The following is a 13337-nucleotide window of genomic DNA, read 5'->3' as shown; positions in this document are numbered from 1 at the left end:
TGAGGTTAATAATTTTTATTTAAGAATGTACATTTTACCGTTAATGTCGTCATTGCCGCTATATTGATCGGCTAATGCTTTGTTATAATTAACAGCATTTGAAGTACGCTCGGAACCAGGGTACTGGAAACGCAATGCTATACGACCGCTATTACCCGTACCCGGACCAGTTGTAAAGTTAGGTACACCGGTACGGCGGTAGGTAAAGTAAGATTCCAATCCTGAGTGACGGAACAATGCCAGGTATTTTTGTGTTAAAATTTTGGTAAGGCCAGCCGCATCAGCAGTATACTTAACACCTGATTGTGCGTAGTAGGTAGCCCAATCAACATTGATGGGATAAGTATCATAGTTAGCTAAATTTGCTGTACTGGTTGAACCCGGGCGATAAAAGTATGCGGTAAAGCTACCTGCGCCTGTAGGTATACCATAATAAGCAAACGAAGTTTGGATGCCTTTGATATAATAATCTTCGGCGTTACCTGTTGCCCAGCCACGGTTAATACCTTCGGCAATGTTAAACATCAATTCGGCATAACCTATTTGAATAGCCGGCTCGCCGGTGTAGGTTGAGTAATAACGTTTCCTGTTCAGGAATGAGTATTTCTGTAAGCCTGCGTTGTTATACATTACACCTAAGTCCAAACCCGGATCGGCACCAATGAACGACGAAAACGCTGTAGGGCTTTGATGCAGGTTATCAACGTTGTAACGTGCAGGTTCAGCAGTTACAAAAACACGTGGGTCTTTTAAGCCGGTTAATAAACCGATGTAAGTAGCCGATGTGTTTTGCCTTGAACCATTTTGGCCAAAGTTATCCGGTGTTTGTGGGTAATAGTTTGTTGGGCTCAAGAAAGTGTATTGCAGGTTATCAGCGGCACTTGTCATAACCGGATATTTAGTTGGGTTATTAACGATAGTGGCAAATTGATTAGCAACATCAATATCACCATTCTTTTTACTTAATTGGATCAATAACCTGATCCGAAAAGTATTTACCACTTTTTGCCATGCTGTTAAGCTATTGCTTAGGTAGATATCGCCCGCAAGGGTGTTATCGCCTTTGCCTATCAAAGCAGCTAAATCGGTGTTCGCACTTTCTAACCAGGCTAATGATTGGGTCATCACGGTTTTTTGCGAGTCATAAGCCGGGGTTAAGTTAGAAAGACCTTGTAATGCTTGAGTCATTGGGATATCGCCTTCTTCCATACTCATCTTACTGAAAAAATATGCCCTGAAAAATTTCCCCAGAGCGCTGTATGGGTTAACTGCGGGCGCACCTGCTTTAACAGCCTGGTTTTCCATGGCCAACACGTTTTTTAAGGTAGTGTAGTAGTTGTCGCCGCTGCCAAAATCATAACGGTTGTTACCGTAATAATCGTAGTTGTAAATATAATACTGGGCATAAATTTCATTTGAACCATCAGGAAAATCTGCCATGGTATTCAATATGCCATTAAAAAGAAGCGAAGCCGGAACCGCATTTGGTACGTTTGGGTTAACAGATAACTCCTGGAAACTCTTTTTACAGCTGGTTACTGTAAGTATCATGAATACCGGCAGTAAATAAATTCTAAATATCTTTTTCATATTCATCTGTTATTTTAGAATGATAAATTTAAGTTGAAGCCGTAGCTGCGTACTGTTGGCGATTGCAATACAGTTTGAGCCTGGGCGCCGTTGTATTGGTCAAGATCCACATCCTTAAAGCGTTTGTCCTTATAGAAGTACAACAGGTTACGGCCATAAAGCGATGCAGAGATCTTTTGGATAAACGATTTTTGCAACCAGGCTTTAGGGAAATCGTAGCTAAAAGTTACTTCGCGCAGTTTGCTGAAGGTTTTATCCATCAGGTTTGATTCGTCTACGTTGTAATATTTACTTACATAATCCTGCACCAATGCTGTTTGCTTGTTTTGTGAAAATTGCAAGGCAGAATAGTTTAAGATAGCTCCTGTTTTTGAATCAAGGTTGATTGCTGTACCGTTTGATACGTTTACACCCGGACCAACATAAGTACCGTTGTAACCAGCTACGCCAAAGTTTTTCCAATCCTGGTAACGGGCATCGCCAAGGGTGCCTGTTGCAGTTTCGATATTAGCGCCACCACGCATGGTTTTATTGTGCATATAATCGATAATAACACCACCAACAGCTCCATCAAACTGGAAGCCCATGCTGAAATTTTTGTAACGGATTTTGTTGGCAATGCTCCAGTTGTAATTAGCATTTTCGTGACCTAATACCTGGCCACCAACTGATAGTGGTTTGCCTGCTGCGTCATTAATAATCTGGCCTTCTTTTGTTCTTAAAAATTTGCTGCCGCGTAATATGTCGGTGCGGTCGCCTACGCTGTAGTAATTTAAGTAGGTGCCGTTTTGACCCGGAGGCAATTCTTTGTATACTTCTTTATTGTTCGATACGTTAACCAACACATTCCATGTAAAGCCACCCAGATTTTTAATAGGTGTACCTTCTAATGATCCTTCATAACCTGAACGTTTAGTTTTTAAAGCGTTTAAGTATAGTGTGGTGTAGCCTGTGGCGGTAGAAATTTGGCTTGCGAATACTCTTGGACCATCAATATACTGGAACGCAGTAGCGCTTAGGCCCAACCGGTTTTGCAAAAATTTAATATCAAAACCTTCCTCGTAGTTTACGCGGGTAGATGTTTTAATGTTATTTATATATAACGAATTGGTTGCATAACCAGCCGTTGTATTGTTGTATGGTTTGCTTGTTGAATAAGATGGGTTCAGCGAATAATCGGGCCCATTGTATGGCGAAGTATAAGTAGAACCGTAACCCAGCGGATTATTAAACAATGATGGGCCGGTACTGCCACCGAAAGCGGTAATTGAGCTAAATGGAGCAGGGCCAATAGTTGGGCTTGATACATCGGCTCTTACATTGGCGTATGATCCGCGTGCCTTCAGGAATGAAATGGCTTCGGGCAGTTTAATATAATCAGAAATTACAGTTGCTGCCGACACACTTGGATAATTATAAGTAGTCGCGTTTTGGAAAGCGCTTGATTTGTCTCTACGATAAGTTCCGGATAAGGTGGCATATTTACCGAACGACATATCTAACGACGCATAAAAACTCAATACTCTTTCAGATGCGTTAAAGCTGGTAGCCTGGATTGGATTTTTTGAGTTGCTGAAAGCATAAACCTCAGGTACGTTCAAGTAATCTGTAGATACCCAGCTTGAATTGTAGCTCATGGTACGCAGGTTTGAACCTACTAAACCAGATAAATTTAAAAAATTCTTAACCGTGTAGTTGTAGTTTAAAATTAACTCGGTGTTGTTATCAAACAAATTACGGCGATCTTCACGATAGTCACCCTGGTTGCCTTCACGTCCGTAAGGGTGGGCGCTAAAAGGCAGGTCTTCTGTGCGTAAAATATTGTAGGTGTCAATTTGTGAACGTAACCTTAAATTCAAATTATCATTGAATTTGTAAGTTCCACCCAGGTAACCGTAAGTGTCATTTTTGTAATGGCCACGGGTCCATTTTTGAGTTAACAAATATGGGTTATGGTAACGCTGATACTCCTCAAATTGCGATTGAACACCAACTTTACCAGGTTGCCAAATGGCTTTAATGTCTGGTGCGTTGATATCCCAATCTGCACCTGTCCATATCGAGATGTTATAAATGATACTATTAGGACCATATTGAACGTCTGGGAAGTTATCTGTTGATTGCCTGTTGAAATCAACGTTACCCTCAAAAGTCAATTTAGGAGTTGGCGTAAATGACGCGTATAAATTGGCATTAGCGATATTCAGATATTGCGATGGAATGTAGCTGGTTTGGTGTTGCTGTGAAACCGAAAACCGGGTTGTGTAAGTATCTCCAACGACGCCTAATGCAACGTTATTATTGGTTTGCGAACCTACTTTCAAAAAGTTTTTCAGGTTGTCTTTACCTCGTGCTGTCCAGGGCGTTCCCTGGCGCACACCGTTAACAATAGGGCTATCATATTGCGGAATTAACTGGCCGTTAAAATAAGGGCCCCAAACATCGTAGTCGCCGTCTACACCGCCTGGTGCACCACCTTTACCATCAACAAATTCGTAAAAGGTGTTCTCGCCCGGCCCGAAAGAGTTTTGAGTACGTGGGAAAGCAAGGAAACCGCTGTTTAATACAGTACTGCTGTTGATATCAACGGTTAAACCTTTTTTGTTTTTGGCACCTTTTTTTGTGGTGATTAAAATGGCACCATATTGTGCGCGGCTACCGTAAAGTGCAGCAGCGGCAGGGCCTTTTAATACAGTGTAAGTTTCAATATCATCCGGGCTAATGTTATAAGTATCTGTATTGATAGGGAAACCATCAACAACATATAATGATACCTGGCTACCCCTGATCAGTACGTTAGGGTTACCTAATAACTCGGCAGATGGGCCAACAGATACGCCTGCAACTTTACCTATTAAGCCTGTGATCGGGTTAGGATCGCGGGCAGTTGTTAAGGCGTCGCCTTGTACAGTTTGTATAGCGTAACCAATGCGCCTGGTTTCTTTTTTAATACCAAGGGCTGTAACAACTACCTCATTTAATACCTTGTTGTCGCCGTTTAAGCTTACATTAATTACATTTTTATCGGCAACCACAATGTTTTGTGGGGTGTAGCCAATAAACGAAAATGTAAGTGTTTGACCGGCACTTGCCGAAATAATGTAACGGCCCTCAATATCGGTAACCGTACCTCTGTTTTGATCTTTAATGCGTACACTTACACCGGGTACTGGTAAGTGGTTCTCGTCGGTAACTGTACCGCTTATTTTGCTTTGAGCTAATAATATAGATGGCGCAATACAAAATAACAAAACCGTAATAACGGTTTTTAGTCTCTGGTAAAACTTATTCATCTGCTAAAATTTAAGGGTGAAACATGTAGTTTTTTCATACAGCAATGCTAAACTTTGTTTATTATTAGTAAACCAATTTAGTATTAAGCTATACTTAAGCTTTTGTTTACCCTGTGTTAAGCAGGTAGTTTTTGTAACGAAAATATCACATCTTCTTTATGGAAAATTAACACATGGCCATTAAGGGTTAACCTGTTGTAAATGAGCAAGTGCAATACCTTTCAAATAGTCGATATTATCAACAGGTGTATTCATTTCTTTGGCCATATCATCCCAGTACCTGAGTCTTATAATCAGCTCAGAATCAGGGTTTAGTTCAAAGTTGGCGGCTTCATCAGCAGTCATTACCCCGCCCTGGAAATTAAGGGTAGCTTTACTGGCGTCCGACAGGCGGTTATAGTATTCCGGGTATTTAAAAGTGAGGTATCTTTTGGCAATTACATGGCCCTGTACCAAGTTGGCAACCCTTTCGGAAAAACCGCGTTCCAGTAAAAAATCGGCGCCAATTTGTTCATGGTCTACATTGCCCATGCCATCCATGCTTTCGGCTTCGCCGGCCTCGGCACATAAATGGCCAATGTCATGAAAAAAAGCGGCCAATACTACTTCGTCGTCAAAGCCTTCGGCTTTAGCCAGGGCAGCAGCCTGCGACATATGCTCCAATTGTGAAACAGGTTCGCCTATATAATCTTCGTCGCCATATTTTTCATATAGTGAAAATATTTCGTTCACCACAGCCTGTGGGTCATAAGCAGAATAAGTCATGTTGGTAGGTTTTTAGTGCAAATTAAGCCGATTGAGGTTACTATATTATTAAATGTTTGTGAAAAAAGCCCCCTAACCCCCTGAAGGGGGAACATTTTGAATGATACGTTTTTTATCTGTTTTATGTATAAGATACCAAAAAGTGAACAGTCAGGTTTATTATAATAATGGGGGCAAAGCACCATGCAAATCAAAAACTCCCCCTTCAGGGGGTTGGGGGGCTTGACATTTTTTTTTACTTTGCGAGTGTTTACCAATACTAAACAAAATGGAACAAGATATACTGATACAAATCAGTAACCGGATAAAAGAACGCCGCCGCGAAAAAAATATAACCGTACAGGAACTGGCCATACGCGCTAATGTAAGTAAGGGACTGATATCGCAAATTGAAAATAGCCGTACCATACCATCGCTTATTGTATTAATAGATATTATTAAAGCGCTTGAGATAGATATGAACGAATTTTTTAAAGATATCCGGTCGAAAAGTAATTATTTTCCTGTGCTTATTAAACGTAAAGACGAGTATGAGCATTTTGAAAAGGAGCATGCATCGGGCTTTCATTACCATAGGATATTTACACAATCCATTAACCGGTCAACGGTTGATATCGTGGTGCTTGACCTGATGCCTGGTTCATCGCGGCCAATGGTTACTACCGAAGCTTTTGAATACAAGTATATTTTAAGCGGCGACGTAGAGTATTATTTTGATGACTATAAGGTGCTGCTAAACCAGGGTGATTCGATGCTGTTTGACGGCCGCCTACCGCATACACCTAAAAATCCGGGCAGCACAACTGCAAGCATGCTGGTTGTTTATTTTTTTGAGGAAAAGAAGTAGGGTTGATTTGAAAATTTGAGAATTTGAAGATTTGAAAATTGCCTAATTGGGTTTAATTTTCAAATTCTCAAATCTTCAAATTCTCAAATTGATATTAACCAAACCTTAACATAAACTTAGTTTGCCTTTAATGAAATAAGTTTAGTATTGCTAAACATTTGAAATTTTACATTGATTAACCAATGACGGGTATGAGGCTGATAGAACAGTTAAGGGGCAAAGTTGCCAAATGGCCTTATTCCTTGTTGTCGGTAATGGCGGCCGTGTCTGCGTTTGGGTTGTATACATCAATGTATGCGTTCCGAAAAGCTTTTGCCGCCGGTACTTTTACCGGGCAGCAATATCTGCATATTGATTATAAGGTTTGGCTGGTTATAGCGCAGGTAGTGGGTTATACTTTCAGCAAATTTTATGGCATCAGGTTTATTGCCGAGGTAAATGCTAAAAACAGGGGCCGGTACATATTAACATTAATTGGCATAGCATGGGGGGCATTGCTTTGCTTTGCTTTTGTGCCTGCGCCATGGAATATCGTTTTCCTTTTCATTAATGGCTTTCCCTTAGGGTTGATATGGGGACTTGTTTTCGGTTACCTGGAAGGGCGCCGGTCTACCGAGTTTATGGCGGCTGTATTATCTATCAGCCTCATATTTGCATCGGGTTTTGTAAAAACGGTGGGGCGCACGCTGCTTACCGTATTTCATGTAAACGAATTTCATATGCCTTTTTTAACGGGTGCCATATTTGTTTTGCCCCTGTTATTGTTTGTTTTTTTTATGGAGTTAATGCCCGCGCCAACGCCTGAAGATATCAGCCTGCGGGCCGAGCGCAGCCCCATGAACGCCGCCGAACGCAAAGCTTTTTTGATGCGTTTTTTGCCCGGTATTATCCTCACCATTATCATTTATGTATTGCTGACCATTATGCGCGACGTACGCGACAATTTTGAGGTAGAAATATGGGCCGACCTTGGCATCAAAAGCAATAGCATTTATACAGGAATTGATTCTATAATCTCGGTGATTGTACTGGTGGGTATTAGCTTGCTGATATTGGTTAAAAAGAATTTGAGGGCGTTTAGCATCGTTCACCTGTTTATCATAGGCGGATGCGTATTGGTGGGTGGTGCCACTTTACTTTTCTCTCTTAAAATAATTGGCCCTGTAACCTGGATGACGATGGCCGGCCTTGGTCTTTACATGGGTTATGTACCTTATAATGCCATCTTTTTCGACAGGATGATAGCTACCTTTAATTACCGCAGCAATGTGGGCTTCATTATGTACATAGCCGATTCGATGGGTTACCTGGGTAGTGTAAGTATTCTGTTTATAAAAGAACTTGGCCGGCCCACCATCAGCTGGGGTGTTTTTTTTAAAGAAGGCGTAATGATAGTGGCGATTGTAGGCGGCATATGTGGTGTATTATCGCTGCTGTATTTTTTACAAAGCGCTAAATCAAGTCAAAATTCAAAATTCAAAAGTCAAAACAACACAGTGGGTGATGACTTAATGACAACAATAAAATGAGTGAAAATAATACTTCAAAAAACTCCCCCTTCAGGGGGCAGGGGGGCTCTGTTATAGTAATAGGCGCGGGCATAGTTGGCCTGGCTACTTCGCGGGCGCTGGCTTTGCGTGGGTATAAGGTAACCGTATTTGAACGCAATGAACGTGCGGTTGGTGCATCCATCCGCAATTTTGGGATGATATGGCCAATTGGGCAGGCTACAGGGCCCATGTATGAGCGGGCCATGCTTTCGCGCAGCATCTGGAAAACCATTTGTACCGAGGCTAAAATATGGCATGATGAAGTTGGCTCCCTGCACCTGGCTTACCATGATGATGAGCTACAGGTGATAAAGGAATATGTAGAAGCCAACCAGGCGCATCGTGATTGCGCGTTGCTAAGCCCTGGCGAAGCATTTGTAAAATCACCGGCAATTAATACCGATGGTTTAAAAGGCGCTTTATGGAGCGGTGAAGAAATGATCATCGAGTCTCGGGAAGCTGTTGGGCAGGTGGCAGCATACCTGGCCGATAAATATGGCGTCGAATTCCATTGGAATACCGCTATCAGCCGTATTGAGCATCCAAAAGTATATTCGGGAAAAAGCACCTGGGAGGCAGATGAAATTTACGTTTGCAGTGGTGCCGATTTTGAAACGCTTTATCCGGAGTTATTTGCGCAAACAGATATTACCAAATGCAAGCTGCAAATGATGCGGCTGGTGAGCCAGCCTGATGGCTGGCGCATTGGGCCATCGCTTTGTGGCGGCTTATCTATGATACATTATCCCGGCTTCCAGGTTGCTGCTTCGCTACCGGCCTTGCGCGCACGTTACCAGGAACAATACGCTACACATTTGAAATGGGGCATCCATGTAATGGCTTCCCAAAACGGCAATGGCGAACTAACCATCGGCGATTCGCACGAATATGGCCTGGTGCATGATCCATTTGATAAGGCGTTTATTAATGAAATGATAACAGGCTACTTACATACCTTTGCTAATTTTAAAGACTGGCGGTTGCTGCAATCATGGCACGGAATACTACCAAAGATGACCAATGGTGCAACCGAACTTATTGTTGACGTGGAGCCGGGTGTAACTATTATTAATGGCCTTGGCGGTAACGGGATGACCCTTTCATTAGGCTTGTGCGAGCAGGTGATAGCCGCCAGGTAGATCATAGTTGATGGACCATAGTCCATGGACGATAGTGCATCATCTATGGTCTATGGTTCATCGTCTATAGTCCATAGATGGTATACCATACTATATTTAACATTTCACGTACAACGTATAACGTAAAACATACAACCTAATAATTATGCTCGATTCAAGACGGGATTTTCTTAAAAAAGCGGCTTTGCTAACCGGGGCCGCCGGCTTAACAAGCCTTTTGCCCGAATCTATTCAAAAGGCCATGGCCATTAACCCTGCACCCGGCAGCACTTACCTTGATGCAGAACACATCGTGATCCTGATGCAGGAAAACCGCTCGTTCGATCATACCTACGGGATGCTGAAAGGTGTGCGTGGTTATAACGATCCGAGGGCTATCGATCTGCCCAATAAAAACAAAGTTTGGCTGCAATCAAACCATAAAGGCGAAACTTATGCGCCTTTTCACCTGGATATTAAAAACACCAAAGCCACCTGGATGAGTTCGTTGCCACATTCATGGGCCAACCAGGTAAATGCGCGTAATGATGGCAGGTTTGACCAATGGCTGAATGTTAAACGCAACAGTATTAAAGAATACTCGGATATGCCTTTAACAATGGGTTTCCACAGCCGCGAGGATATTCCTTTTTATTACGCACTTGCCGATGCCTTTACCGTTTGCGACCAGAATTTTTGTTCGGCTTTAACCGGTACCAATCCCAACAGGCTGTACTTTTTTACGGGCACCATCCGCGCCGAGCAGCATGAAAATTCCTTAGCCCACGTTTGGAATGATGATATGGATTACGGCACGCTCAACTGGGGCACGTTCCCCGAGCGTTTGGAAGACCATAACATCTCCTGGAAACACTACCAAAACGAGATTGCCATAGATACCGGCCTTAAGGGTGAAGAAGACCCCTGGCTATCCAACTTCCAGGATAATCCACTGGAGTTTTTTGGCCAGTATAATATTAAATTGTATGATAGGCACATAGCCCACCTGCAAAAACAATCAACAGATTTACCCGGGGAAATAGATGCTATTGAAAAGCAAATTGCCGCTTTACCAGTGGGCGATGCGCATATCGATCACTTAAAAAAACAGCTTAAACAAAAACGTCGCGACCTGGAGAATGTAAAAAAAGACATGGCCAGCCTTGATCCGGGTAAGTTTGTCACATTATCACAACGCGAAAAAAACCTTCACCAGAAGGGTTTTGTAACCAATACCAACGACCCGCATTACCGCATTTTAAGCCCGTTAAAATATAATGATGGTGGCACCGAGCGTGAGTTGTTGGTGCCTAAAGGCGATGTGCTGCATCAGTTTAGGGAAGATGTAAAAGACGGTCATTTGCCAACGGTTTCCTGGCTATCGGCGCCCGAGCATTTTTCTGATCATCCAAGCTCGGCCTGGTATGGTGCCTGGTATGTATCCGAAGTAATGGATATATTAACCCAAAACCCCGAGGTTTGGAAAAAGACCATTTTTATTTTAGCATACGATGAAAATGATGGTTATTTTGACCATGTGCCACCTTTTACGGCCCCGCATCCGCATAAAGCAGGAACAGGCAAGGTATCGGAAGGGATTGATACCAGCGTTGAGTTTGTAACCTACGAGCAGGAAAAAGCACGAAACAACTTCCCCGAAGTTTTTGATCGCGAAAGTCCTATTGGCCTTGGCTTCCGTGTGCCATTAGTTATCGCATCGCCCTGGAGTAGGGGAGGTTGGGTAAATTCGGAGGTTTTTGACCATACATCAACCCTGCAGTTTTTAGAAAAATTCCTGAGTCATAAAACCGGCAAAAAGGTTGTTGAACCTAATATAAGCAACTGGCGCCGTACGGTTTGTGGCGATCTTTCAACCACCTTCCGTCCGTACAATGGCGAAACTATTCCTAACCCCGAATTTGTAGCCAGGGAGATGTTTTTAGAAGGCATCCATAAAGCGCAATTTAAAAAACTGCCAAATGATTATAAGTTGCTGACTGCGGAAGAGATAGCGCTGATTAACAAAACTCCGCATGCGTCACCTTACATACCGCAACAGGAAAAAGGTATTAAGCCATCATCAGCGTTGCCATACCAGTTATATGCTGATGGGAAATTAAGTGCCGATAAAAAATCATTCGGGATAAAATTTAATGCGAGCAAACAGTTATTTGGCGATAAAGCTTTGGGCTCGCCGTTCAATGTATATGCCCCTGGCAAATACGCCAGTTTCAGAGATCCGCAAAAAATGGAGCCTTTGCGTACCTGGGCATACGCGCTAACCGCTGGTGATAGCCTTGCAGATGTTTGGCCTTTACATGAATTTGAAAATGGCGAATACCACCTGCGCGTGTACGGACCAAATGGTTTTTATCGCGAATACAAGGGTACCGCGGCCGATCCGTTGCTGGATGTAACCTGCGATTATCAGCAAGCTAACATCGTGCTGAAAATGGCCAATTTAAGCCACGATGAGACCTATAATATGCAAGTAACCGATCATGGTTATAAAACCAATAATCAAAGAGTTGTAGTAAATAAAAAAGGCCAAAGCACGTTAGTTCTTGACCTTTCCAAAAGCCATGGCTGGTATGATTTCAGCATAAAAGTAACCGGGTCGCACGCTTTCGAAAAAAGATATGCCGGCCGGGTGGAAAGTGGTAAACATAGCTTTAGCGACCCATTGATGGGCAAAATGGTTTAAAGATTCATTTGTACGTTTATTTTTAGCCCGGGAACTTTGTTAAGTTGTCGGGCTTTTTTATTAGCGGGTTTATTTAACTCTCGCAGGTTCGGCAGGCAGGCCAGCGGCAACCCTAAGGCGTGCCATGGCCCAGCACCACCAGGCACATTGTTCGCCATTACCGGCATCTTTGGTTTTCCATACCGCGTTGTTCATAGCTGCAAGGTCGGTATCACTTATCTTTTCAGATTGTTTATGGCCGTTGCCGTCAAGCCAGCCGCCTTCCATGTACACTGGTTTGGGGGCATTAACAATTTTTATCAGGTCCAGGATTGCTTTTATCCGGTTGTAATCTTTTTCTGTACGGGCAAATTCCATTTCCCAGGCTTGTCCTTTGCCAATAATTTCGTTAGATACTGTTCCGTCCGGGTAACTATCTGTAGGCATCCAGGCCAGTCCGTTTGTTTTTTTAAGCATGCCCTGTTGCATAGCTTTTACGGTATTGCGCATTACCTGGTGGTTTAAACCCTCCCATTGTGCGGCAACAGGCGATAGGGTTACCCATCCCATCCCTAAATAAGGTGTACCTCCGTTTGAATCGGGCAGCCGCATTTCCAGGTAAGTGGTATCGCTGTTACGTACCGTGGTCAGGTTTTTACGGATGCCTTGTTGCAGTATCTCCATTTTTTTACGCCAGTCCGCAGCCAGCTTGGTTTCGCTGCGGCGTTCGGCTACGGTCGCCATATCATTCAAAGCTGCGCCAACAAAACTTTGGGTAAGTAAATCCCAAACATCCCAGCGTCGGCCTTCCCTTGAATGTTCAAACGAGATATTACGCACCAGGCCTGGTTCAACCGACCACCAGCCATGCTGAAAAAATGTACGGTCGCAGGTACGTTTCATAATCGCACTTACCAGTGGCCAGGTTTTATCTTCAAAATTGGTGTGGCCCCGTTTAAGTGCCAGCCTTGCCCAGGCCAGCAGTACATGTGCCTGTCCGTCAATCTGGTGCTCATCGCTGATGATTGTATATTTATTATCCTTTATCCCTATAACATGTGGTATGCGCTCCATATCGTTTTGGGTGGTGGCATCAAGCACACATTTAATGTTTAATTCGGCCTCCTTTAAGCGGCTGGTTTCTATCAGCAATGATACCATCGCGCCGGTTGTACGGCAATACATACCCTCGTAAGCGCCGGTTAATGATTCGGGTAAAAAGCCATCTTTCCTCATCCTGTCCAAAAGGCTATAATAGGTGTTGGAGTACAGCTTTTCAAAATATGGCGATTGGAGGATGGCTTTGATATCATTTAAACTGGTTTGGGCTTTTACCTGCATCATGCCGAAAATCAGCATCATCAACAAGAACAAAGGGTAGTGTTTTTTAGTCATAGTGATATAAAATAGCGTGCAACCCAAAAGTAATTTAAAAGTGACAGATATGTCATTTGGCTGCCCGCGAAATTGCCTGAAACAAAAAAGAATTTT

Annotated in this window: 8 protein-coding genes; 4 read left to right on the top strand and 4 right to left on the bottom strand. The window is 43.0% G+C overall.

All coding sequences use genetic code 11. The annotated features are described in order from the left end of the window. Nucleotides 1–15: 15 nt before the first annotated feature. From BMX56_RS18420 to BMX56_RS18410, 3 genes are all read right to left on the bottom strand, one after another. Nucleotides 16–1590: a SusD/RagB family nutrient-binding outer membrane lipoprotein gene (locus tag BMX56_RS18420; RefSeq protein ID WP_090651148.1), complete on the bottom strand. Its 1575-nt coding sequence runs from the start codon at nt 1588–1590 to the stop codon at nt 16–18. A 14-nt stretch (nt 1591–1604) separates the two neighbouring features. Beyond that, nucleotides 1605–4883, bottom strand: coding sequence for a SusC/RagA family TonB-linked outer membrane protein (locus BMX56_RS18415; protein ID WP_090651147.1), 3279 nt, complete (start codon nt 4881–4883; stop codon nt 1605–1607). A gap of 180 nt (nt 4884–5063) precedes the next feature. Then, on the bottom strand, nt 5064–5648 hold the full coding sequence (locus BMX56_RS18410) for a phosphonate degradation HD-domain oxygenase (RefSeq protein WP_090651146.1): 585 nt from the start codon (nt 5646–5648) through the stop codon (nt 5064–5066). Nucleotides 5649–5916: 268 nt separating this feature from the next. Between BMX56_RS18410 and BMX56_RS18400 the strand changes: the two genes are divergently transcribed. From BMX56_RS18400 to BMX56_RS18385, 4 genes are all read left to right on the top strand, one after another. Continuing rightward, complete coding sequence (locus BMX56_RS18400) at nt 5917–6495, top strand: helix-turn-helix domain-containing protein (protein WP_090651144.1); 579 nt, start codon at nt 5917–5919, stop codon at nt 6493–6495. Nucleotides 6496–6686: 191 nt separating this feature from the next. Next, nucleotides 6687–8024, top strand: coding sequence for a DUF5690 family protein (locus tag BMX56_RS18395; RefSeq protein ID WP_090651365.1), 1338 nt, complete (start codon nt 6687–6689; stop codon nt 8022–8024). Further along, nucleotides 8021–9184, top strand: a complete 1164-nt coding sequence (locus BMX56_RS18390; RefSeq protein ID WP_090651143.1) for a TIGR03364 family FAD-dependent oxidoreductase — start codon at nt 8021–8023, stop codon at nt 9182–9184. The genes BMX56_RS18395 and BMX56_RS18390 overlap by 4 nt, the downstream gene beginning before the upstream one ends. A 145-nt stretch (nt 9185–9329) precedes the next feature. Further along, nucleotides 9330–11867: a phosphocholine-specific phospholipase C gene (locus BMX56_RS18385; RefSeq protein WP_090651142.1), complete on the top strand. Its 2538-nt coding sequence runs from the start codon at nt 9330–9332 to the stop codon at nt 11865–11867. Nucleotides 11868–11936: 69 nt separating this feature from the next. Here BMX56_RS18385 and BMX56_RS18380 read toward each other — a convergent pair whose 3' ends face one another. Then, the gene (locus tag BMX56_RS18380) at nt 11937–13241 is read right to left on the bottom strand and encodes a hypothetical protein (protein ID WP_090651141.1); all 1305 of its coding nucleotides are present in this window, start codon (nt 13239–13241) and stop codon (nt 11937–11939) included. Nucleotides 13242–13337 lie beyond the last annotated feature (96 nt).

Origin of the sequence: Mucilaginibacter sp. OK283, from assembly GCF_900110415.1 — a bacterium.
GTDB lineage: Bacteria > Bacteroidota > Bacteroidia > Sphingobacteriales > Sphingobacteriaceae > Mucilaginibacter.
Note: the sequence above shows the minus strand (reverse complement) of the source record. Positions and strands in the feature narration are given on the sequence as shown.

Bases quoted from the DNA above. Each gene is read 5' to 3' on its own strand.
- BMX56_RS18420 (WP_090651148.1), bottom strand. From the start codon at position 1,590: ATGAAAAAGATATTTAGAATTTATTTACTGCCGGTATTCATGATACTT.
- BMX56_RS18415 (WP_090651147.1), bottom strand. From the start codon at position 4,883: ATGAATAAGTTTTACCAGAGACTAAAAACCGTTATTACGGTTTTGTTA.
- BMX56_RS18410 (WP_090651146.1), bottom strand. From the start codon at position 5,648: ATGACTTATTCTGCTTATGACCCACAGGCTGTGGTGAACGAAATATTT.
- BMX56_RS18400 (WP_090651144.1), top strand. From the start codon at position 5,917: ATGGAACAAGATATACTGATACAAATCAGTAACCGGATAAAAGAACGC.
- BMX56_RS18395 (WP_090651365.1), top strand. From the start codon at position 6,687: ATGAGGCTGATAGAACAGTTAAGGGGCAAAGTTGCCAAATGGCCTTAT.
- BMX56_RS18390 (WP_090651143.1), top strand. From the start codon at position 8,021: ATGAGTGAAAATAATACTTCAAAAAACTCCCCCTTCAGGGGGCAGGGG.
- BMX56_RS18385 (WP_090651142.1), top strand. From the start codon at position 9,330: ATGCTCGATTCAAGACGGGATTTTCTTAAAAAAGCGGCTTTGCTAACC.
- BMX56_RS18380 (WP_090651141.1), bottom strand. From the start codon at position 13,241: ATGACTAAAAAACACTACCCTTTGTTCTTGTTGATGATGCTGATTTTC.